The following is a 22427-nucleotide window of genomic DNA, read 5'->3' on the forward strand; positions in this document are numbered from 1 at the left end:
TCGTGTCCGGAGCAAACGTGGCACAGAGCTTGCAGCACGCCGGGATGCGCCCAGGCGCTCAAGCTCGTCCATCACCCGCCGATAGCAGATGCAGGACATCCGCACGGCCCGCCCCAGAACAAGGATCCCCTTCATGGCCCTCGGCACGATTGGCTCCGGCCTCGACATTCCCTCCCTGGTTTCACAGCTGGTCGCCAAGGAGCGCGAACCCCGGGAAAAGCAGATCAATACCGCCGGCGTGGCCGCCAGCGCCAAACTCTCGGCGCTGGGCACCATCAAGAGCGGCATGACCGGTCTGCAGACGGCACTGACCGCGCTGACGAAGGGCATGGCCACCCCCGGGCTGAAGACCAGCACGCCGACCGAGTCCAATTTCACCGCCGCATTGGATACCAGCACCACGGCTGGCAAGGCAGCCGCGGGTACCCACCAGGTGGAAGTAAAATCCCTGGCACAGAACCAGAAGCTGAGTTCGAAGGCCTATGAGAAAGAGGCGGTCGTCGGTGACGGCACGCTGACGATCGGCTATGGCGACAAGAGCGTCAGTGTCACCATCGAAGCGGGCGCAACGTTGGCCAAGATCGCGGCGGAGATCAATTCCGCCGCCGCCAGCAAGGGCGTGACCGCGGCGGTCGTCACCGCCGACGATGGCGAGCACCTGGTGCTGACGGCGGTCGACGCCGGCAGCAAGGGCGCCCTCAAGGTCAGCGCCAGCGGTGGCAACGGCGGGCTCGCGGCGCTGCAGTACGATGGTACCGATGCCTCGACGATGGATGTCATGGTCGAAGCCAAGGATGCAGTGGTGGTGGTGGACGGGTTCACCCGGACCAGCAGCTCCAACACCATTACCGATCTGGTGCCGGGCGTCAGCCTGACGTTGACCAAGGCCAAGGAAGGCGAGACCCAGACGCTGACCATCAGCCCGGACAACAGCACGCTCAAGACCAACCTCAACGCGTTCATCACCGCCTACAACTCCATCCAGTCCACGCTCAAGAACTCCAGCGCCTACAACGCCGAAACCGGCACCGCCTCGACCATGACCGGCGATGCCATGGTGCGCGGCCTGCAGCAGCAGCTGCGCGGCCAGATAAGCGCAAACGTCAACGACCTCAAGGCGCTGGGCGTGACCATCGCCGCCGATGGCACCCTGAGCCTCAACTCGACCACGCTCGATACGGCGTTGTCCAAGAATCCCGAGGCCGCCACGAAACTGTTCGGCGCCGAGGGCGCCATGGGCAAGCCGTTGACCGAGCTGCTCAAGAGCAATCTCGATGCGACCACGGGCACCATCACCCAGCGCACCAGCTCGCTCAACAAACAGATCAAGGCGCTGGAAAAGCAACTGGACGACCTGGATGCGCGGATGGAAAAAGTCTCCGATCGCTACACCAAGCAGTTCACCGCCATGGAAACGCTGGTCACCCAGATGCAATCGGCCAGCAGCTCGCTGGCCTCGCAGCTGACCAGCTGATCCGCCCTGCCTTCCCCCTTTGCATACGGCAGCCTCAAGTCGGCGGCCGTATGCGCCGATAACCCAATAAGACCTGTGCCACGCTGCGCCAACCGCGCAGGTACTCCGGCACGCAGGCAACTCAGGAGAGTCCATACATGTACGGTCCCAATCGGCAGTTCGCCGAGCAGTACCGCAAGGTCGGCGTCACCACTTCAGTGGTCGATGCCGATCCGCACAAGCTCGTCGCCCTGCTGCTGGCCGGCGCCTGCGAACGCATCCGTACCGCCGAAGCATCGCTGCAGCGCAATGATCAGCCGCGCAAGGGCAAGGCCATCGGCGAAGCCTGCGCCATCGTCGGGCACCTCAACGGGTCGCTGGATCATGAGGCCGGCGGAGAGATCGCGGCCAACCTATCGGCACTCTACGATTTCATCATCATGCGCCTGACCGAGGCCAACCTGCACAACGATCCGACGGCGCTGAAAGAGGCCCTTGGACTGGTGATGGAAATCGACTCGGCGTGGAACGCCATTCCGGCCGACCACCGCCAGGTGCGGCCGGTTGCTGCGCCATGAACCTGCGCCCGCTCCACGACACCCTGGATACCCTGGAAGCTGCGTTGCCCAGCGGCGACCACGAAGCCAGCCAACGCCTGATGACCGACCATCTGCAGGCGGTCGCGGCGCTGTCGCTGGTGGTTGAACGCCCGACCGATGCTGCGATCCAGGCGTTGCGCGACCATCAGCAGCGCGTGCTCTCGCGCATGGTCCAGCTTCGCGACGAAGCTGCCGCGCAGTTGCAGCACAGCGGTCGCTCCCTCCGCGCCGCCCACGCCTACCTGCAGGCAGAGGCACTGTGATCGCCTCGCTCGGCTCCATCAACGCACGGCTGGATGCACTGGAAGCGGCCCTGCACGATGAGAACCTCGTCGAAGCGGGTCGCCAGCTTGATGCCCTCGATGCCGCCCAGCGCAATTATCTGGCCGGCCCATCAGCCCTGTCCGACGTGCCGGGCCTGGCTTCACTACAGGCACGCCAGCAGCGCATCATGCTGTTCATGATGCGCCAACGCGAGGGTGCCAGCCGCCCTGGCCGTGACCATCGCCACCCACCCCGCGCCGCACAGGCGCGCCTTTGCGCAGAATCCCTTTCATGAACGAGCTTCGCACCAGCGCCATCCATCACCCGGCCGAAAGCGAGCTGTTCGATGAGACGCTGAGCTGCGACGTGGCGCTGCCGGCCGAGTTCCGCATCGGCAGCGCGGTGATCCGCCCCGGCACGGCCGAGACCCTGCTGCGCAGCGTGGCGCTGGTGGAGGATGCCCGCAGCGATGACGGTCATGACGACCGCAGCGATCCCACCCTGCAGGTGCAGCGCCTGGAAGCCAAGCTCGATCTGGTCATGGTGCTGCTGGGCCGCCTGGTCCGGCAGAGTGCGCAGGACCTGCCACTGCGCCCCCTGCGCTGGTCACGCCGTGGCATCCGCCTGGAACAGGGCAGCCGCAGCGGCGCCGCACCGGGCAGCATGGGCGTGATCCGCCTGCAGCCCTGCGATTGGCTGCCCGACCATATCGACCTGCCCGTGGTGATCGTGGCCGAAGCGGCCAATGGCTCGGGCGCGCATTACCTGTGGTTGCGTTTCGAAGGGCTGAGCGACGCGCTGGAAATGGCCCTGGAGCGGCATCTGTTCCGCCTGCACCGCCGCCAGATCGCCGAAGCGCGTCGCCTGCGTTGACCGTACGGCCCCGACTGTGACGTATTCGGCTTGGCGGTAGGCCTTCACTCCGTTAAGGTGACGGCCTCCCCGCTCCCCAAGCAGCCTGTGCGCGTTCTCATCGTCGATGATCACACCCTGGTCCGTGCCGGCCTCAGTCGCCTGCTGCAGGGCTTTGCCGACGTCGAGGTCATCGCCGAGGCCAGCAACGCCGAGCAGGCGCTGCAGCTGAGCGTGCAGCATTCCCCGGACGTGGTCCTGATGGACCTGTCCCTGCCCGGCCGCACCGGCCTGGAAGCCCTGAGCGACATCCTGCTGCGTACGCCCGGCTCGCGCGTGGTGATGATGACCATGCACGACGATGCCGTGCATGTGCGCGATGCGCTGGACCGTGGCGCGGTCGGCTTCGTGGTGAAGGATGCCGCCCCGCAGGAACTCGAACTCGCCCTGCGCGCCGCGCATGCCGGTCAGGTGTTCCTCAGTCCGCAGATCTCGGCCAAGATGCTGGCGCCCATGCTGGGCAGGGAAAAGCCGGTCGGTGTGGCCGCACTGTCGCCGCGCCAGCGCGAGATCCTGCGTCAGATCGGCAAGGGCGAGAGCAACAAGGAAATCGCGGCGGACCTGGGCATCAGCGTCAAGACGGTGGAGACGCACCGCGCCCGCATGATGGAGTCGCTGGGCTGCCGCCGTGCCAATGATCTGGTGCTGCTCGCCGCCCGTCATCAGCACGAGCTGGAGTGATTCGCGCCGGTTCTCCGGCGCACGGCGTGTGTCCACCGGGCAGGGCGACGGATTTTTGAAGCCCGATCAGGCGGACTGGCACGGAAGAACAAGGCCTCGACCCCGGACACCCGTCAAAATACCGCGCCGATGTAGGGGCGGCCCCTACACGCTGTCAGGGATTTGACGACCCGACTCAGGAACCCCCTGATTCCCGGCGTACGGGAAGAGAAGCAAGATGTGTTCCATAACGCACCGGGGAGTCGGTGCGAACGGGACACCACTTTGAAAGCCTCCATGTCGACCCAGATGGGTCAGCAGCTCCACCTCACCCCGCAACTGCTGCAGTCGATCCGGCTGCTCCAGCTCGACGGCATGCAGCTGGAACTGGAAATCCGCCGCGCCCTCGAGACCAACCCGCTGCTCGAGATCGAAGAAGCGCCGGAGCCGGTGGCTGCCGACACCGCCGAAGCCACCACCGCCCAGGATGTGGCCGCCTTCGACGAACTGCCGGAAAGCACCATGTGGGACGTGGCCGGTGCCGGTTGGCAGGACGGTGACGATGACCGCATGCAGCGCGTGGCAGCCGGCGAGTCCTCCGATCCGCAGCTGCGCGCCCTGCAGCGGCTGGCGATGGAGCTGGATGACCGCGACCTGGCGGTGGCTGGTTTCTGGCTGGAGCACTGCGACGACGCCGGCTATCTGGATGCCCCGCTTGCCCAGCTGACCCTGCTCGCCAGTGCGCGCTGCGATGTGGACGCTGCCGGTGTGGAAGCGGTCCGTCAGCGAATCCTGCACGGCGATCCCATCGGCCTGGCCGCGCAGGACCTGTACGAATGCCTGAGCGTGCAGCTGCGCGCCCTGCCCGGCCGCGTGCCGGCCCGCCACCTCGCCCAGCGCGTCCTCGACGACGGCCTGGCCGCGCTGGCCGCACACGACTACCCGGCCCTGGCCCAGCAGCTGGATGCCGAAGTGGCCGACATCCATGAGGCCGTCCGGCTGATCCTGTCGCTGCAGCCCCGCCCGGGCGAGAGCCTGCTGCCGGACAGCAACGGCGTCGTGATTCCGGACGTGGTCGCCTGGCATGCCGATGGTCAGTGGCGCGTCGCGCTGAACCCGGCCACCAGCCGCCGCCTCAGTATCAACCCGCACTACGAACAGGCCCTGGCCGAGACCAGCGAAGCGGCGCAGCCGCTGCGTGACATGCTGCAGGAAGCGCGCTGGCTGACCCGCGGCCTGTCGATGCGTTACGACACCCTGCTGCGCACGGCGCGCGTGATCATCGAACGCCAGGCCGGCTTCCTGACCCGTGGCGAAGAAGCCATGGCGCCGCTCACCCTGAAGGAAGTGGCCGACGCGATCGGCATGCACGAGTCCACCGTCTCGCGCATCACCACCGGCAAGTACCTGCAGACCCCGCGCGGCACGCTGGAGCTGAAGCACTTCTTCGCCGTGCGCCTTGAAGGTGCCAGCGTCTCCGGCCAGGCCGTCAAGGCCATGGTGCGCCGTCTCATCGAATCCGAACCGGCTGCCCGGCCGCTGGCCGATGAAGCCATCGCCGGCCTGCTTTCGCGCCAAGGGGTGAACATCGCCCGCCGTACCGTTGCAAAATACCGCGAACAACTGGACATCGCCCCGGCGCGCGAACGCCGCCGCAGCCATGCCAGCACCCCGCACCTCCTGGCCCGGGTGGGCTGAAGGAAATGGAAGACATGAACAAGCTCACCGTCCTGCTGGTCGACGACCACGAAGGTTTCATCAATGCCGCCATGCGCCACTTCCGCAAGGTCGACTGGCTCGACGTGATCGGCAGCGCCGCCAATGGCCTGGAAGCGATCGAACGCTCCGAGTCGCTGCGCCCGAAGGTGGTGCTGATGGATCTGGCCATGCCGGAGATGGGCGGCCTGCAGGCGACCCGCCTGATCAAATCCCAGGATGATGCGCCGTACATCGTCATCGCCAGCCACTTCGATGACGCCGAACACCGCGAGCATGCGCTGCGCGCCGGGGCCGACAACTTCGTCAGCAAGCTGTCCTACATCCAGGAAGTGATGCCGATCCTGGAAGGCCTGAAGGGGAACGGATCATGAGCGAATCCCGCATCCTGGTACTGGACAACGACGCCGTCCGCGCCGAGCGCACCGTCGCCCTGCTGGAGTTCATGGACTTCAACCCGCGCTGGGTGGCCGATGCCAACGACTTCGACATCACCCGCCACCGCCCGAACGACTGGATGGCCGCGATCATCGGCGGGCTGGACAATTCCGACCGCAGCGACGCGCTGTTCGCCTGGCTGGGCAAGGGTGCCCTGCCCCCGCCGGTGATGCTGATCGACGGCGACACCACCGCATTCGCCCAGCAGTTCGGCCTGCACGAGGCCAATGTGTGGCCATTGGAAGCGCCGCTGCGCCACGCGCAGATGGAAGGCCTGCTGCGCCGTGCCAGCCTCAAGCGCCTGGATGCCGAGCACCAGGCCGGCGCCGTGCAGGACCAGGGCCCGACCGGCGATGGCGCGGCCGTCACCCAGCTGCGCCGGATGATCGAGCAGGTCGCCGCGTTCGACACCACCGTGCTGGTGCTGGGCGAATCGGGCACTGGCAAGGAAGTGGTCTCGCGCTCGATCCACCAGCGCTCGCCCCGCCGCGATGGCCCGTTCGTGGCGATCAACTGCGGCGCCATTCCGGCCGACCTGCTGGAAAGCGAATTGTTCGGTCACGAAAAAGGCGCCTTCACCGGCGCACTGAGCGCCCGCAAGGGCCGCTTTGAAATGGCCGAGGGTGGCACCCTGCTGCTGGACGAAATCGGCGACATGAGCCTGCCGATGCAGGTCAAGCTGCTGCGCGTGCTGCAGGAGCGCAGCTTCGAGCGCGTCGGTGGCAACCAGACCATCCGCTGCAACGTGCGCGTGATCGCCGCGACCCACCGCGATCTGGAATCGCGCATCGCCGACGGCAAGTTCCGCGAGGATCTGTTCTATCGCCTCAACGTGTTCCCGATCGATGTGCCGGCCCTGCGCGAGCGCAGCGAAGACCTGCCGGCACTGGTCACCACCATCGCCGGCCAGCTGGCCCGTACCGGGCGTGGTGAAGTGCGTTTCACCGGCGAAGCGCTGCAGGCCCTGGCCGCCTACGAGTGGCCCGGCAACGTGCGCGAGCTGACCAACCTGGTCGAGCGCCTTGCCGTGCTGCACCCCAGTGGCAACGTGCGCGTGCAGGACCTGCCGGCCCGTTATCGCGGTGACTTCGCCGCCGCCGCGCCGGTGGCCGTAGCGGCGCCAGCCGCCGTGGCCGACGAACGCCTGGACCTGCGCAGCTTCTCCTTCCACACCCCGGGCGCCCAGAGCACCCCGGCCCTGGACAACGGCAACGGCCCCGTCAGCCGCGCCCCGGCCCTGCCCGACGACGGCCTGGACCTGCGCAACCACATGGCCAACATCGAGTTGAACCTGATCAACGAAGCGCTGGAACGCACCCAGGGCGTCGTCGCCCACGCCGCCCAGCTGCTCGGCCTGCGCCGCACCACCCTGGTGGAAAAACTGCGCAAGTACGGCATCGAGCGCGACCAGACCGAACTGGCTGGCTGAGCCGATCAACACGTGGAAACCAGAAGCCCGGGCCTGTCCCGGGCTTTTTTGTGGATCTGTCAAATGGTCTCCGCCTCGAAGGCTCAGAGCACCCTCCGCCGGTTTTCCGGCGTCGACTCTCCGGCACGCCACCGCGTCACACCGCCGCTCGGCCACTCCCCGGCGCCTGACGAAGATCACGGCCGCGCCTGCAGGCGCCGCTGAATACGCAAACCCGCGCCACCCTTACAAAACTGAACCACTCATCCGTTTCGGCACGGCACTTGCAACGTATTCCCGTGTAACCCACCCCTGCTTCGGAACGTTCCAGATGTCGCACTCCGTCACCTCGATCCTTTCTCAGATCCGCACCTTCCAGACCCAGATAGGGCAGCCCGCCGTCAGTCCGCTGACGGAGCTGCCGCGCAGCAATGCCATCCAGGGTCTGGTGTCCCCCCAGGAGATCCAGGGCCCGAGCTTTACCGAAACGCTGCGCGGCGCCATCGCCGGCGTCAACGATGCGCAGCAGAAATCCGGCGCCTTGGCCAAATCCTTCGAACTGGGTGAACCCGGTGCGGACCTGGCCAAAGTGATGGTCGCCTCGCAGCAGTCCCAGATCGCCTTCCGCGCCACCGTGGAAGTCCGTAACCGTCTCGTCCAGGCTTACCAGGACGTGATGAACATGCCGCTGTAAGGATAGAAACGCATGGCCCTGTCGCTCTCCAAAGAATCGCTGAACACCGAAAAGGCTGGGCAGTGGTTCGACCGGCTGCAAAGCCTGCAGATCACCCGTCGGCTCGGCCTGATGGCGATGATCGCCGTGGCCGTGGCGGCAGGACTGTTCGTGTTCTTCTGGTCGCAGAAGCCGGGCATGGTGCCGCTGTACACCGGGCTGGACCAGAAGGCCACGGCCGAGGCCACCGACCTGCTGCGCGCGGCGCAGATTCCCTTCCAGCTGGATCCCGCCACCGGCGGCATCACCGTGCCGGAAAAGAACCTGCACGATGCCCGCCTGAAGCTGGCCGGCTCCGGCCTGACCGACAGCGGCCGTCTGGGCTTCGAACTGATGGAGCGTGACCCGGGCTTCGGCGTCAGCCAGTTCATGGAAAACGCCCGCTACCAGCACTCGCTGGAAACCGAGCTCTCGCGCACCATCAACACGCTTCGCCCGGTCCGTGATTCGCGCGTGCACCTGGCCATCCCCAAGCCCAGCGCCTTCACCCGCCAGCGTGACGTGGCCAGTGCCTCGGTGGTGCTGGAGCTGCGCGGTGGCCAGCAGCTTGAACGCGGCCAGATCGATGCGATCGTGCACATGGTCGCCGCCAGCATCCCGGACCTGGCGCCCGAGCGCGTCACTGTGGTGGACCAGAGCGGGCGCATGCTCAGCGTCTCCGACCCGAACAGCGAAGCGGCCATGAATGCCGCGCAGTTCGAGCAGGTGCGCCGCCAGGAAACCTCGTTCAATCAGCGCATCCGCGAGCTGCTCGAGCCGATGACCGGCCCCGGCCGGGTCAACCCGGAAGTCAGCGTGGACATGGATTTTTCGGTGATCGAAGAAGCCCGCGAGCTCTACAACGGCGAGCCGCAGAAGCTGCGCAGTGAGCAGATGAGCGAAAACAGCAGCAACGTGCCCGGCCCGCAGGGCGTGCCCGGGGCTGCCAGCAATACCCCGCCCGGCCCGGCCGCCGCACCGGCCACGGCGCAGGCGCCGACGGAAACCTCCAAGAACGCGACCCGCAACTACGAGCTGGACCGCACCCTGCAGCACACCCGCCAGCCGGCCGGTCGCATCAAGCGCGTCTCGGTGGCGGTGCTGGTGGACAACGTGCCGCGCGCCGGTGCCAACGGCAAGATGGCCGACCAGGCCCTCTCGGCGGCCGAGCTGACGCGCGTCGAAGCGCTGGTCAAGCAGGCGGTCGGCTTCGATGCCGAACGAGGCGACACGGTCTCGGTGATGAATGCCCCGTTCGTGCGCGAAGTGACGCCGGTCGAAGGGCCGAAGTGGTGGGAGCTGCCCCAGGTGCAGGACGCCTTGCGTCTGCTGCTCGGCGCGATCGTGGTGCTGGCCCTGGTGTTCGGTGTGCTGCGCCCGGCGCTGCGCTCGATCACCGGCCAGACCAAGCCCAAGGATGACGCGCTGGAACCCCACCGTGCCGATGTGCAGCTGGTCGACGATGGCGAAGGGCTGCCGGCGATCGGCAGCGAGCGCCTGCACGCGGCCGGACATGAACCGCTGGCGCTGCCGGTGGACTCTTACGAGGAACGACTGCGCATGGCGCGTGAAGCTGTAAAAACCGATTCCAAGCGCGTGGCCCAGGTGGTCAAGGGCTGGGTGGCCAATGATTGATGCACCTCCCCCGCTGACCGGCGTTCAGCGCGCTGCCGTCCTGCTGCTCTCGCTGGGTGAACTGGACGCGGCCGAAGTGCTGCGCCACATGGAGCCCAAGGAAGTCCAGAAGATCGGCATCGCGATGGCGACCATGACCGACATCACCCGCGAGCAGGTCGAGCGGGTCATGGACCAGTTCGGCAGCGAGCTGGGCTCCAAGACCTCGCTCGGCGTGGGCTCGGACGACTACATCCGCAACATGCTGGTGCAGGCGCTGGGCACCGAAAAAGCCGGCAGCCTGATCGACCGCATCCTGCTGGGGCGCAACACCACCGGCCTGGACGCGCTGAAGTGGATGGATCCGCGTGCCGTCGCAGACCTGGTCCGCAACGAGCACCCGCAGATCATCGCCATCGTGATGGCCCACCTGGAAACCGACCAGGCCGCCGACGCGCTCAAGCTGCTGCCCGAACGCACCCGCGTGGACGTACTGCTGCGCATCGCCACGCTGGATGGCATTCCGCCGAACGCGCTCAATGAACTCAACGAGATCATGGAGCGCCAGTTCGCCGGCAACCAGAACCTGAAGTCGTCCAACGTGGGCGGCGTGCAGTGTGCGGCCAACATTCTGAACTTCATGGACAGCGGCCAGGATCAGGCGATCCTGGGCGAGATCGCCCGCATCGATGCCCCGCTGAGCGGCCGCATCCAGGACCTGATGTTCGTGTTCGACGATCTGGTCGACCTGGACGACCGCGAACTGCAGCTGGTGCTGCGCGAAGTCAGCGGCGAGCGCCTCGGCCTGGCCCTGCGCGGCGCCGACATCAAGGTACGCGACAAGATCACCCGCAACATGTCCCAGCGTGCCGCTGAAATCCTGCTCGAAGACATGGAAGCCCGCGGCCCGGTGCGCCTGTCCGATGTGGAAGTGGCGCAGCGCGAGATCCTGGCGATCGTCAAGCGGATGGCCGATGAAGGCACCGTCACCATTGGCGGCAACGCGGAGGCCATGCTGTGAACAACGCCGTGCGCTGGCTTGCCCCGGACCTGCTGGCGGTGCCCGAGCCGCCGCCGGAAGAGCAGTTCGAGCTCACCGAACCGGATCCGGAGCACGAGCCGGAACCGCTGCTGCAGCTGCCGACCCTGGAAGAAATCCAGGCGATCCAGGACAGCGCCGAGAAAGACGGTTTCGATCAGGGGCACGCCGAAGGGCTGGCCCAGGGCCAGGCGGAAGTGCGCCGGCTGATCGCGCAGATCGAAGGCATCCTGGACAACTTCAGCCGGCCACTGGTGCGGCTGGAGAACGAAGTGGTCGCCGCACTCGGCGAGCTGGCAGTGCGGGTGGCCGGCAACCTGGTCGGGCGTGCCTACGAGGCCGAACCGGAACTGCTGGCGCAGCTGGTCAATGAAGCGGTGGATGCCGTTGGTGGCGCGAGCCGCGATGTGGAGGTCCGCCTGCATCCAGACGACATCGCTGCGCTGGCGCCGGTGCTCAACCTGGCCCCGAACCAGCGCCTGACGCCGGATCTGAGCCTGAGCCGCGGCGACCTGCGCGTGCATGCCGAGGCCGTGCGCATCGACGGCACGCTGGATGCACGCCTGCGCGGCGCCCTGGATGCGGTCATCCGCAAAGCCGGAACCACCCCATGAACACCGATACCCTGCCCCCACCCGCCGATTGGACCGCCGCGCGCAACCTGCGGCTGGCGTCGCGGCTGGACAACATCCGCCCGGATACCGCGCATGGCCGCGGCCTGATCCGCGAAGGCGTGCTGCGCCGCGCGGTTGGCCTGACGCTGGAAGCAGTCGGCTGTGAAGCGCCGATGGGCGCCAGCTGCAAGGTCGAGGTGGCCGACGGTGGCTGGGTCGATGCCGAAGTGGTCGGCTTCGCCGGTGAACGCACCTACCTGATGCCCAGCGCCGAACTGCACGGCCTGCTGCCCAATGCGCGGGTCGTGCCCTCGCTCGGCCGCGGTGGCGTGGAAGTGGGCGAAGGCCTGCTCGGCCGCGTGATCGACAGCGACGGCGTGCCGCTGGATGGCAAGGGCCCGATCCGCGCCGAAGGCACCGTCGGCATGGCCGGCGTCTCGATCAACCCGCTCTCGCGTGAGCCGATCACCCAGCCGCTGGACGTGGGCGTACGCGCGATCAACGCCTTGTTGCCGATCGGTCGCGGCCAGCGTGTCGGCCTGTTCGCAGGCTCCGGTGTCGGTAAATCGACCCTGCTGGGCATGATGACCCGCTACACCGCCGCCGATGTCATCGTGGTGGGCCTGATCGGCGAACGTGGCCGCGAGGTCCGCGATTTCGTGGAAAGCACGCTGGGCGAAGAAGGCCTGCGCCGCGCCGTGGTGGTGGCGGCCCCGGCCGACCGCCCGCCGCTGGCCCGCCTGCACGGTGCCTACCGCGCCACCGCGATCGCCGAGTGGTTCCGCGACCAGGGGTTGAACGTGCTGTTGCTCATGGACTCGCTGACCCGCTTCGCCCAGGCCCAGCGCGAGATCGGCCTGTCCGTCGGTGAGCCGCCGACCACCCGCGGCTATCCGCCCTCCGTATTCGCCAAGCTGCCCGCACTGGTTGAACGCGCGGGCAATGGCGCCAAGGGCCGCGGCTCGATCACCGCGTTCTACACCGTGCTGACCGAAGGCGATGATCCGCAGGATCCGATCGCCGATGCCGCACGCGCGATTCTTGACGGTCACATCCTGCTCTCGCGCCGCGTCGCCGACAGCGGCCTGTACCCCGCCATCGACGTGGAGTCCTCGGTCAGCCGCGTGGTCACGGAAATCGCCGACGAGCCGTGGCGCCTGCGCATCCGCAAGCTCAAGCGGCTGGTCTCGGCGTATTCGTCCAACCGCGACCTGATCGCGATCGGCGCGTATCAGCGCGGCAACGACCCGGCGACCGACGAGGCGCTGGAGCGCTGGTCGGACATTGTTGAATTCCTCGGCCAGGACGTCGGCAAAGCCGCCGACCTGCCGCACAGTCAGGCCGCCCTCAAGCGGCTGGTGGAACCAGAGAGTTAAGCCATGATCCAATCCAAGCGCTTCGACCCCTTGCTGAAACGAGCCCAGGACCACGAAGACGAGGTCGCCCGCGACCTGGCCGAGCGCCAGCGTGCGCTCGACACGCATGTGTCGCGCCTGGATGAGCTGCGCCGTTACGCCGAGGAATACGCCGGTGCCCAGATGTCGGCCACCAGCCCGGCCCAGCTGATGAACCGCCGCGCCTTCCTGGATCGCCTGGACAGTGCGGTCGCCCAGCAGCGCCAGACCGTGGACAACAACCGCGAGAAGGTGGACGCCGAGCGCGCCCGCCTGTTGCTGGCCAGCCGTGACAAGCAGGTGCTGGAACAGCTCGCCGCCAGCTACCGCGCGCAGGAAAAGGTGGTCACCGACCGCCGCGACCAGCGCGAGATGGACGATCTCGGCGCCCGCCGTTCGCGCCAGGCGCAGCGCGAAGAAGGCGAGAACGGAGGCAGCCCGTGATGCCTTCCGGCCTGCTCGGCGGCGCCGCCTCCGCACAGAATGCGGGCGGCACCTCGTCCAGCCCCCGCGCGGACAGCACCCGCGGCACCGACCGTCGGGACTTTGACGCGCTGCTCAAGCCAGGTCGCGAGGCGCCCCGCAACGACACGCCGCGCAACGCCGGCAGCAGCCGCGACGCAGGCAAGAGCGCCACGACCGGCACCGCCAGCCAGGACAAGGACGCCGCGACACGCCCCGCCAGGCCCAGCGCCAGGAAGGAAGACGACACGGTCGCCACCCCCGATACCGCTGCCACGGCACCGGCCACGGCGGAGAAGCCGGCCGCCGAACCGGCCGACGACACCGAGGCCGCATGGCCCCCGCTGGGGCTTGCCGGGCTGGCATTGAACGGCCTGCCGGTACCGGCGCCCACGCCCGTCACACCCGTGGCGACCGGCGCCGCCGCGTGCGCCAATGCGGCCCTGCCGGCCGTGGCCACCGCAGCCCCGGACGCCAACGCAACCCCGCCGGCGCTGGCTGCCGCGCCATCCACCGACGGCAGCATCGCCCTGCCCGCCTTGGCTGCCGAGGCTGCGCCGGCCGACGATGCCTTGCTGCTCAAAACCTTCACGGACGCCTTGAACGCGGCCACCAACGACGGCCCCGATGCCCCCGCCAGCCCGCTGCTGCATGCGCTGCAGGGCATGACCGAGGCCAAGCCGACGGTGGCCAGCCTGTTCACCGGCTCGCCTACCGCCACCCCGCATCTGGGGGGTGAGGATTTCGACGATGCCGTCGGCGCGCGCGTCGGTTGGCTGGCGGACCAGAAGATCGGCCACGCCCACATCAAGATCACCCCCAACGACCTCGGTCCGATCGAGGTGCGCCTGCAACTGGACGGCGACAAGGTCCATGCGAGCTTCACCAGCGCCCACGCCGACGTGCGTCATGCACTGGAAAGCAGCCTGCCGCGCCTGCGCGACCTGCTTGGCGAGCAGGGCTTCCAGCTTGGCAATGCCGATGTAGGCCACCAGCAGACCGCGCCCGATGGCGGACGAGGCGATGGCCGCGGCGGAATGAATGGCGAGGACGGAGAACCGGCGCTGGCCGACACCACGCTGTCGCCCTCGCAGTTGATCCGCCAGCGCGGGCTGGTCGACGCCTACGCGTGATCACACGCGGCGGCGCGGGCTCCACCGCGCCGCCAGAAAGCCGACACGTCGTCTTCAGCATTCAGGCACGGCCTTTGCATGTAGGCAGGAAGCAATCCTCTGGAGCTTCCCCTCGTGGCCGCAGCCGCCGATAAAACCAAGAAATCCGCCGAGAAGGACAAGACCGCCAAGCCGCGCAGTCCGCTCCTGGTCACCGCCCTGGTCGCGGTGCTCGCCGCTGGCGCCGCCGGTGGCGGGGTCTGGTACTTCACCCAGTCCAAGCATGATGACAAGGCCGCCAAGCCGGCCGCCAGCAAATCCGCGGTGCCTGCCCCGGCGCAGTACTTCGGCCTTGAGCCGCCGTTCGTGGTCAACCTCAACAGCAGCTTCGACGGCCCGCGCTACCTGCAGGTCGAAGTGCAGCTGATGAGCCGCGACCCGGCCGCGATGGAGGCGATCAAGCTGCATGCGCCGGCCATCCGCGCCAAGCTGCTGATGCTGTTCTCCCAGGTCGAGCCGAGCGACATCGCCGACCGCGCCGGCAAAGAGCGCCTGCAGGCCAGTTCACTGGCTGAAGTGCAGAAGCTGCTCAAGGCCGAGACCGGCAAGCCCGGTGCCGACGAATTGCTGTTCACCAGTTTCGTGACCCAGTAAGGGCGACCATGAATGACCTGCTTTCCCAGGACGAGATCGATGCCCTGCTGCATGGCGTGGACTCCGGTGCGGTTGAGACCGACCTCGATGCGCCCACGCCCGGCGAGGCGCGCTCGTACGATTTCGCCAGTCAGGACCGCATCATCCGCGGCCGCATGCCGACCCTGGAAATGGTCAACGAGCGCTTCGCGCGCCTGTGGCGCATCGGCCTGTTCAACCTGATCCGCCGCTCGGCTGAACTCTCCGTGCGTGGCATCGAGCTGATCAAGTTCAACGACTACATGCACTCGCTGTACGTGCCGACCAACCTCAACCTGATCCGCTTCAAGCCGCTGCGCGGGACCGGGCTGATCGTGTTCGAGCCGACGCTGGTGTTCGCGATCGTGGACAACTTCTTCGGCGGTGATGGGCGCTACCCGACCCGTATCGAAGGGCGCGAGTTCACCGCCACCGAGATGCGCGTGATCCACCTGCTGCTCAAGCAGACCTTCGCTGATCTGCAGGAAGCCTGGGCGCCGGTGATGGATGTGGAGCTGGAGTACATCAACTCCGAGATCAATCCGCACTTCGCCAACATCGTGACGCCGCGCGAGTACGTGGTGGTCTGCCGCCTGCATGTCGAGCTTGACGGGGGTGGCGGCGACATCCACGTCACCCTGCCCTACTCGATGCTCGAGCCCATCCGCGAGCTGCTTGACGCGGGCATCCAGAGCGACCGCAACGACCGCGATGCCAGCTGGGGCGTGATGCTGCGCGAGCAGCTCAACATCGCCGAGGTCACGCTCTCCAGCGTACTGGCCACCAAGCGCATGAGCCTGCGCGACCTGACCAAGCTGAAGATCGGCGATGTGCTGCCGATCGAGCTGCCCAAGCAGGTGCCGGTGTGCGTGGAAAACGTGCCGGTGTTCACCGGCGAGTTCGGCGTCGCCAACGGTTTCAACGCGGTGAAGATCACCGCCACCCATCCCCCGGGCATCCGCCCACGCGTTCCCGTACTGCAGGAAGACCCGCAATGAACGATATCGAATCCAACGCGCCGGCACCGGCACAGTTCACCCAGCTGCAGTCCGATGACACCACGGTCGGCGACGAGCTCAACCTGGATGTGATCCTGGATGTGCCGGTGACGCTGTCGCTGGAAGTGGGCCGCGCCCGCCTGCCGATCCGCAACCTGCTGCAGCTCAACCAGGGCTCGGTGGTGGAACTGGAGCGCGGTGCCGGCGAATCGCTGGACGTGTTCGTCAACGGCACCCTGATCGCCCATGGCGAGGTGGTGGTGATCAACGACCGCTTCGGCGTGCGCCTGACCGACGTGGTCAGCCCGAGCGAACGGATCCGGAGACTGCGTTGAGTGCCGGGCTGCTGATCGCGGCCGGCGCCTCGACCGTCAAGGTCGGCCAGCATGCCGCCGCTGCACCGGGCATGTTCGGTGCGGTGCTGGCACTGCTCGGCGTGCTGGCGTTGATCGTCGGGCTGGGCTGGTTGCTCAAGCGCATGCCCGGCAGCGGCTTCCGCCCGGCCGAGGGGCTGCGCGTGGTCGCCAGCCTGACCGTCGGCGCGAAGGAGCGCGTGGTGGTGGTCGAGGTCAATGGCACCCAGCTGCTGCTGGGCGTCACTGCCGGCGGCATCAACACGCTGCATCAGCTGCCCGACCCCCTGCCGGCCCCGACGCCGGCGCGCCTTCCCGATTTCAAACACCTCCCGAATTTCGCCCAGCTGCTGCAACAGCGGCTGCGCAAGGAACCCTGACCATGCGTGGCCCCCGTACTTCCTGGACCCGTTACCTGCCGCTGTTGCTGACCGCTCTGCTGTGCGCGCTGCCGGCCCTGGCCTGGGCCGCGCCCGGCGTGCCGGGTGTGCCGGCACTGCCGGATGTGAATGTCGGCAAGATCGGCGGGCAGCCGGTCAGCCTGCCGCTGCAGACGTTGCTGTTGATGACGGCGATCACCCTGATCCCGTCGATGCTGCTGGTGCTGACCGCCTTCACCCGCATCATCATCGTGCTGGGCCTGCTGCGCCAGGCGCTCGGCACCGGCCAGACCCCGTCCAACCAGGTGCTGCTCGGCCTGGCGCTGTTCCTCACCGCGATGGTGATGCTGCCGGTGTGGCAGAAGGCGTGGGGCAGCGGCATGGCGCCCTACCTCAACGGCGAGATCGATTTCCAGACGGCCTGGACCCTGACCACCCAGCCGCTGCGCGCCTTCATGCTGGCGCAGATCCGCGAGACCGATCTGATGACCTTTGCCGGCATGGCCGGCCACGGCACCTACGACAGCCCGGATGCCATCCCGTTCCCGATCCTGGTCGCCTCGTTCGTCACCAGCGAGCTCAAGACCGCCTTCGAAATCGGCTTTCTGATCTTCATTCCCTTCGTGATCATCGATCTGGTCGTGGCCAGCGTATTGATGTCGATGGGCATGATGATGCTCTCGCCGATGCTGGTCTCCGCCCCGTTCAAGATCCTGTTGTTCGTGCTGGTGGATGGCTGGGTTCTGGTGGTGGGCACGTTGGCCGCCAGTTTCAATGCGGTCTGACCGCCCCACCCTGTGATCGAAACGGACCCGAGACTGACATGACGCCCGAACTTGCCCTGACCGAACTGCGTGGTGGCCTGATCACCGTGTTGTGGGTTGCCGGCCCGCTGCTGCTCACCGTGCTGATCGTCGGCGTGGTGGTCGGCGTGGTCCAGGCCGCGACCCAGCTCAACGAACCCACCATCGCCTTCGTCGCCAAGGCCGCGGCGTTGACCGTGGTGTTGTTCGCGCTGGGCAGCCTGCTGATCGGCCACCTGGTCGAGTACACCACGCTGCTGTTCCAGCGCATTCCCCATCTGATCGGCTGAGGCAGCCGCCGTGGATTCCGCGACCCAGATGGCCGCCGATGGCCTGCAGGCCTTCGGCATGATCGGCACGATCCTGTGGACCATGCTGCGGATCGGCGCGATGCTGATGGCCATGCCGCTGATCGGTACACGCGCGGTGCCGTCACGGATCCGCGTGCTGCTTGCCGGCGCATTGGCGATCGCGCTGTCGCCGATGCTGCCGCCGGTGCCGGAATGGACCGGCTTCGATGCGGCCACGGTGCTGACCATTGCCCGCGAACTGGCGATCGGCGTATCGATCGGCTTCCTGCTGAGGCTGGTCTTCGAAGCCGGCGCGATGGCCGGCGAGCTGGTCGCGCAGGGTACCGGCCTGGCCTTCGCGCAGATGAGCGACCCGCTGCGTGGCGGCAGTTCCGGCGTGATCGGGCAGTGGTTCTATCTGCTGTTCGGGTTGCTGTTCTTCACCGTCAACGGCCACCTGGCGCTGATCTCGCTGTTGATGGACAGCTACAAGGCCTTGCCGATCGGCACCTCGCTGCCCGATCCGCAGGCATTCCTGAGCATCGCCCCGACCTTCCTGCTGCAGGTGTTCCGTGGCGCGCTCACGCTGGCACTGCCGCTGACCGTGGCGATGCTGGCGATCAACCTGGCCTTCGGCGTGCTGGCCCGTGCGGCGCCTGCGTTGAACCCGATCCAGCTCGGCCTGCCGGTCGCACTGCTGCTGGGCCTGTTCCTGCTGACCGTGCTGGCCGGCGAGATGGGGCCGCCGGTGCAACGCCTGTTCGATGCGGCCTTCGATGCCGCCGACAGTGTCAGCCGCTGACCCGGGACACGCGGCGGGACACCTCCTGCCGCCATGGGTTGGGGGCACTCACGCCACTTGCGGGGCACCGGGGGCCTGACGGTAGTCTTGACCGCTCGACGGCAGTGCCTTTGCAACGCAACGACAGAATCTTCACCGTATCTTTGCGGTGATGGCCGTGCGTCCTGTCGTATCGCTCAGATGTTGACCAGGGAGAGTGTCTTCCATGCTGATCGGCAGCTATACCCCGTGGTTGGTGGTGATTTCGTTCCTTGTCGCAGTACTGGCCTCCTTTACCGCGCTGGATATGTCCAGCCGGGTGACGACCGCCACCACGCGCCGCACCACCTGGTTGTGGTTGGTCGGCGGCGGCTGCGCGATGGGGCTGGGCATCTGGTCAATGCACTTCATCGGCATGCTCGCCTTCCAGTTGCCGATCCCCCTCGGCTATGCGCTTGGCCTGACCACCGTCTCGCTGCTGGCCGCCATGGCCTCTTCCATCTTCGCGCTGTGGCTGGTCTCGCAGCCGACCCTGCCGCACGGGCGGCTGGCGCTTGGCGCCGTGCTGATGGGCAGTGGCATCGCCTCGATGCATTACCTGGGCATGGCCGCGCTGCACATGCAGCCCGGCATCGACTACCACGCCGGCTGGGTGGCGCTGTCGCTGCTGATTGCAGTGGCGGCCTCGTGGACGGCCCTGTTCATTGCCTTCCGCCTGCGCAGCACGCACCGCCGCCTGCGCGACCGCGCCGCACCGGCACTGGTGCTGGGCACCGCGATCGTGGGCATGCATTACACCGGCATGGCCGCCGCCCGCTTTCCGGCGGACAGCATCTGCGGTGCTGCGGCCGGTGATGGCCTGCAGGCGCAATGGCTGGCACTGGTGGTGCTGGCCCTGACCATCGCGATCCTGGCGGTGGTCCTGATCGTGTCCTGGCTGGACCAGCGCATGGAGGCGCAGCTGCTGCGGCTGCGCAACACCGACCTGAGCAGCTCGCTGGATGATGCGCAGGCGGAGTTGACCCAGGCGGCCCTGCACGATCCCCTGACCCGCCTGCCGAACCGCCGGCTGCTGCAGCAGCGCATCGAGCAGGCCCTGGCCGAGGCCGAGCAGCGCGGCAGCCGCTTCGCGGTGATGTTCATGGATCTGGACGGCTTCAAGCAGGTCAACGATGCCTACGGCCACCAGACCGGCGATGCGCTGCTGGTGGCCGTCGCCGACCGCACCCGCAAGCTGCTGCGGCCGGCGGACATGCTGGCACGGCTGGGCGGCGATGAGTTCGTGCTGGTGGTGCCGATCGAGAACGACGAGGACGTGGCGACACTGGCCAGCCGCCTCATCCAGACCGTCGGCAACGAGCCACTGCTGCCGCGCCACGACCTGCAGGTGACCGCCAGCATCGGCATCGCGATCTGCCCGGACCACGCCGCCAGCGAGCGCCAGCTGATGGCCTTCGCCGATGCGGCGATGTACCAGGCCAAGGAAGCCGGCCGCAACGCCTACGTGCTGTTTGCGGACTGGATGAATGACAGCGCCGAGCAGCAGTTCCAGCTGCTGGCCGACCTGCGCCGCGCCATCGGCAGCGAGCAGCTGTTCCTGCACTACCAGCCCAAGACCCGCGTCGCCGGGCAATCGATCAGCGGCGCCGAAGCGTTGATCCGCTGGCGGCATCCGCAACAGGGCCTGATTCCGCCGGACCGCTTCATCCGGCTGGCCGAACGCAGCGGCGTGATCAACGAGATCGGGCGCTGGGCACTGGATGAAGCCTGCCGCCAGCTGCGCGTGTGGCACGACGCCGGGCATGACGCCTGGACGGTGTCGGTGAATCTCTCGCCGATCCAGTTCGCCTCGCCCAACCTGCTGAAGGAAGTCCGCGAGGCGCTGCAGACCCATCGCATCGAGCCGCGCCGGCTGATCCTGGAGATCACCGAAAACACGGTGATGCGCGATACCGAGGCCAGCCTGACCCTGTTGCAGGCCATGGCGGCGTTGGGGGTGGGCATCTCCATCGATGACTTCGGTACCGGCTACTCCAGCCTGTTGTACCTCAAGCGCCTTCCCGCCACCGAGATCAAGATCGACCATGCATTCGTGCGCGACCTGGAAAACAGCTCCGAGGATGTGGTGATCGTCTCGGCGATCGTGGCCCTGGGGCATGCCCTGGACATGGACATCGTCGCCGAGGGGGTCGAGACCGCCGGTCAGCGCGCCTACCTGGAACGGCTGGGCTGTGATTACCTGCAGGGCTATCTGCTCGGCAGACCGGTAGACGCCCTGCGCTTCATGCAGCTGCATGATGTGCCCCGCCCCAGAGTGGAGGTTGCGGCAGGCTGGAAGGCCCAGGCGCGGCCAGGGGCCTCGGCGGGGTGATGCCGGCCCGGCGGGGTGATGCAGGCCCGGTGAGGTAGTGCCGGCCCGGTGAGGTAGTGCCGGCCGCTGGCCGGCTCCTCGAAGGCCAGCAGGCATCACCTTGAGCCGGCCAGCGGCCGGCACTACCTTGGCTCCCGGCTCCCGGCTCCCGGCTCCCGGCTCCCGGCTCGCGGCTCGCGGCTCGCGGAACGGTTCTTGCACGGACCCGGGTATCTCCTCCCGTGTCGTGCCCTGATGTCCGAAAACGAACAAGCCGGCGAAAAGACCGAATTACCGACCGAAAAACGCCTGCGCGATGCCCGGGAACAGGGCAACATCCCGCGCTCGCGGGAGCTGGCGACGGCGGCCGTGTTCGGTGCCGGCGTACTGGCGTTGATGGCGTTCTCCGGCACCATCGCCCGCAACGCCAAGAGCTGGATGCAGTTCGCGCTCAGCCCCGAGCCGGGCCTGCGCCTGCACCCACAGGCGCTGTTCGGCCACTTCGGCGAATTGATGCTGCGCTTGATGCTGGCCATGTGGCCGCTACTCGTGATCTGTCTGCTGGCCTGTTTCCTGTCGCCGGTGGCGATGGGCGGGCTGCGCTGGTCGAACAAATCGCTGATGCCCGATTTCAAACGGCTCAGCCCGATGGCCGGCATGAAGCGCCTGTACGGGCCTGAAGCGATTGCCGAGTTCACCAAGTCGCTGCTGCGCATCGCCTTCGTCGGCACCGCTGCGGGGCTGGTGGTGTGGCACGGCACCCGCTCGCTGCGCGACCTGCTCAACCAGCCCCTGGAAGCGGCGATGGTGCATGGCCTGGGCTTCACCCTGAAGCTGATGCTGGCCACCGGCGGCGCGATGATGCTGTTGGCCGCCATCGATGCGCCGTACCAGCGCTGGAACTGGATGCGCAAGCTGAAGATGACCCGTGAAGAGCTGCGCCGGGAAATGAAGGAAAGCGAAGGCAGCCCTGAGGTCAAGGGCCGCATCCGCCAGCTGCAGCAGCAGATGTCCAACCGCCGGATGATGGAGGCGGTGCCCACCGCCGATGTCGTGGTGGTCAATCCCACCCATTACGCGGTCGCCCTGAAGTACGAAGGCGGAAAGATGGGGGCGCCCACCGTGGTCGCCCTGGGCGTGGATGAAACCGCCCTGCGCATCCGTGAAGTGGCCGACGGCAACAAGGTCGCCATCGTCTCCGCCCCGCCTTTGGCACGCGCCTTGTATCGGGAAGGTCAACTTGGAAAGGAAATTCCCGTGAGACTGTATTCGGCCGTGGCCCAGGTGCTCTCCTACGTCTACCAGCTGCGCAGCTGGGGGACCGGCCCGATGCCGGCGGCACCGAGCATCGATATCGATGAATTCGGCAAGGGAGGCCGCCCATGAGCGCGCAACCTGCCGGG

At 67.4% G+C, this 22427-nt stretch carries 25 protein-coding genes; all 25 read left to right on the forward strand.

The annotated features are described in order from the left end of the window. Positions 1-133 precede the first annotated feature (133 nt). The 25 genes from fliD to flhB all read left to right on the forward strand — a co-directional run bounded on the left by fliD (position 134) and on the right by flhB (position 22410). Complete coding sequence (fliD, locus tag ABE571_RS01275; RefSeq protein WP_346481047.1) at positions 134-1474, forward strand: flagellar filament capping protein FliD; 1341 nt, start codon at positions 134-136, stop codon at positions 1472-1474. A gap of 137 nt (positions 1475-1611) precedes the next feature. Continuing rightward, the gene (gene fliS, locus ABE571_RS01280; protein ID WP_019184789.1) at positions 1612-2031 is read left to right on the forward strand and encodes a flagellar export chaperone FliS; all 420 of its coding nucleotides are present in this window, start codon (positions 1612-1614) and stop codon (positions 2029-2031) included. Further along, positions 2028-2315 carry a hypothetical protein gene (locus tag ABE571_RS01285; protein ID WP_019184790.1) on the forward strand — a complete coding sequence of 96 codons (288 nt, stop codon included), beginning with the start codon at positions 2028-2030 and terminating at the stop codon, positions 2313-2315. Before fliS ends, ABE571_RS01285 begins: the two co-directional genes overlap by 4 nt. Then, the gene (locus tag ABE571_RS01290; RefSeq protein WP_346493047.1) at positions 2312-2611 is read left to right on the forward strand and encodes a hypothetical protein; all 300 of its coding nucleotides are present in this window, start codon (positions 2312-2314) and stop codon (positions 2609-2611) included. The genes ABE571_RS01285 and ABE571_RS01290 overlap by 4 nt, the downstream gene beginning before the upstream one ends. Beyond that, positions 2608-3189 (forward strand): PilZ domain-containing protein, encoded by a 582-nt coding sequence (locus tag ABE571_RS01295; protein ID WP_346493048.1) that lies wholly within the window; start codon positions 2608-2610, stop codon positions 3187-3189. The genes ABE571_RS01290 and ABE571_RS01295 overlap by 4 nt, the downstream gene beginning before the upstream one ends. 87 nt (positions 3190-3276) lie before the next feature. Next, on the forward strand, positions 3277-3909 hold the full coding sequence (locus ABE571_RS01300) for a response regulator transcription factor (protein WP_121036749.1): 633 nt from the start codon (positions 3277-3279) through the stop codon (positions 3907-3909). 264 nt (positions 3910-4173) lie between these two features. Then, complete coding sequence (rpoN, locus tag ABE571_RS01305; protein ID WP_313218269.1) at positions 4174-5586, forward strand: RNA polymerase factor sigma-54; 1413 nt, start codon at positions 4174-4176, stop codon at positions 5584-5586. Between the two features lie 14 nt (positions 5587-5600). Further along, on the forward strand, positions 5601-5978 hold the full coding sequence (locus ABE571_RS01310; protein WP_026070040.1) for a response regulator transcription factor: 378 nt from the start codon (positions 5601-5603) through the stop codon (positions 5976-5978). After that, on the forward strand, positions 5975-7471 hold the full coding sequence (locus ABE571_RS01315) for a sigma-54 dependent transcriptional regulator (RefSeq protein WP_313211862.1): 1497 nt from the start codon (positions 5975-5977) through the stop codon (positions 7469-7471). Before ABE571_RS01310 ends, ABE571_RS01315 begins: the two co-directional genes overlap by 4 nt. Positions 7472-7781: 310 nt before the next feature. Continuing rightward, on the forward strand, positions 7782-8144 hold the full coding sequence (gene fliE, locus ABE571_RS01320) for a flagellar hook-basal body complex protein FliE (RefSeq protein WP_313211863.1): 363 nt from the start codon (positions 7782-7784) through the stop codon (positions 8142-8144). Between the two features lie 12 nt (positions 8145-8156). Next, a complete protein-coding gene (fliF, locus tag ABE571_RS01325; RefSeq protein WP_346493049.1) occupies positions 8157-9797 on the forward strand; it encodes a flagellar basal-body MS-ring/collar protein FliF in 1641 nt (546 codons plus the stop codon). Positions 9798-9810: 13 nt separating this feature from the next. Then, on the forward strand, positions 9811-10797 hold the full coding sequence (fliG, locus tag ABE571_RS01330; protein ID WP_026070041.1) for a flagellar motor switch protein FliG: 987 nt from the start codon (positions 9811-9813) through the stop codon (positions 10795-10797). Further along, positions 10794-11429: a FliH/SctL family protein gene (locus tag ABE571_RS01335; protein ID WP_088435059.1), complete on the forward strand. Its 636-nt coding sequence runs from the start codon at positions 10794-10796 to the stop codon at positions 11427-11429. The genes fliG and ABE571_RS01335 overlap by 4 nt, the downstream gene beginning before the upstream one ends. Next, positions 11426-12805 carry a FliI/YscN family ATPase gene (locus ABE571_RS01340; RefSeq protein ID WP_313211866.1) on the forward strand — a complete coding sequence of 460 codons (1380 nt, stop codon included), beginning with the start codon at positions 11426-11428 and terminating at the stop codon, positions 12803-12805. The genes ABE571_RS01335 and ABE571_RS01340 overlap by 4 nt, the downstream gene beginning before the upstream one ends. A 3-nt stretch (positions 12806-12808) precedes the next feature. After that, entirely contained in the window at positions 12809-13267 is a 459-nt protein-coding gene (fliJ, locus tag ABE571_RS01345; protein ID WP_070471607.1) for a flagellar export protein FliJ, read from the forward strand. Further along, the gene (locus ABE571_RS01350) at positions 13267-14418 is read left to right on the forward strand and encodes a flagellar hook-length control protein FliK (RefSeq protein WP_346493120.1); all 1152 of its coding nucleotides are present in this window, start codon (positions 13267-13269) and stop codon (positions 14416-14418) included. The genes fliJ and ABE571_RS01350 overlap by 1 nt, the downstream gene beginning before the upstream one ends. 114 nt (positions 14419-14532) lie before the next feature. After that, complete coding sequence (locus tag ABE571_RS01355; protein ID WP_313211868.1) at positions 14533-15051, forward strand: flagellar basal body-associated FliL family protein; 519 nt, start codon at positions 14533-14535, stop codon at positions 15049-15051. A gap of 8 nt (positions 15052-15059) precedes the next feature. Continuing rightward, positions 15060-16067, forward strand: coding sequence for a flagellar motor switch protein FliM (gene fliM / locus ABE571_RS01360; RefSeq protein WP_313211869.1), 1008 nt, complete (start codon positions 15060-15062; stop codon positions 16065-16067). Next, a complete protein-coding gene (gene fliN / locus ABE571_RS01365) occupies positions 16064-16402 on the forward strand; it encodes a flagellar motor switch protein FliN (RefSeq protein ID WP_121036738.1) in 339 nt (112 codons plus the stop codon). Before fliM ends, fliN begins: the two co-directional genes overlap by 4 nt. Further along, positions 16399-16800, forward strand: a complete 402-nt coding sequence (gene fliO / locus ABE571_RS01370; RefSeq protein WP_313211870.1) for a flagellar biosynthetic protein FliO — start codon at positions 16399-16401, stop codon at positions 16798-16800. The genes fliN and fliO overlap by 4 nt, the downstream gene beginning before the upstream one ends. A gap of 2 nt (positions 16801-16802) precedes the next feature. Beyond that, positions 16803-17585, forward strand: a complete 783-nt coding sequence (fliP, locus tag ABE571_RS01375; protein ID WP_121036736.1) for a flagellar type III secretion system pore protein FliP — start codon at positions 16803-16805, stop codon at positions 17583-17585. 38 nt (positions 17586-17623) lie between these two features. Beyond that, positions 17624-17893, forward strand: coding sequence for a flagellar biosynthetic protein FliQ (locus tag ABE571_RS01380; RefSeq protein ID WP_019184809.1), 270 nt, complete (start codon positions 17624-17626; stop codon positions 17891-17893). A gap of 10 nt (positions 17894-17903) precedes the next feature. Beyond that, on the forward strand, positions 17904-18695 hold the full coding sequence (gene fliR, locus ABE571_RS01385) for a flagellar biosynthetic protein FliR (protein ID WP_313211871.1): 792 nt from the start codon (positions 17904-17906) through the stop codon (positions 18693-18695). A gap of 205 nt (positions 18696-18900) precedes the next feature. After that, positions 18901-21045: an EAL domain-containing protein gene (locus ABE571_RS01390; protein WP_313211897.1), complete on the forward strand. Its 2145-nt coding sequence runs from the start codon at positions 18901-18903 to the stop codon at positions 21043-21045. Between the two features lie 234 nt (positions 21046-21279). Continuing rightward, the gene (flhB, locus tag ABE571_RS01395) at positions 21280-22410 is read left to right on the forward strand and encodes a flagellar biosynthesis protein FlhB (RefSeq protein WP_313211872.1); all 1131 of its coding nucleotides are present in this window, start codon (positions 21280-21282) and stop codon (positions 22408-22410) included. The last annotated feature ends 17 nt before the right edge of the window (positions 22411-22427 follow it).

Source organism: Stenotrophomonas sp. TWI273 (assembly GCF_039674765.1).
In the GTDB taxonomy this organism is placed as follows: Bacteria; Pseudomonadota; Gammaproteobacteria; order Xanthomonadales; family Xanthomonadaceae; genus Stenotrophomonas.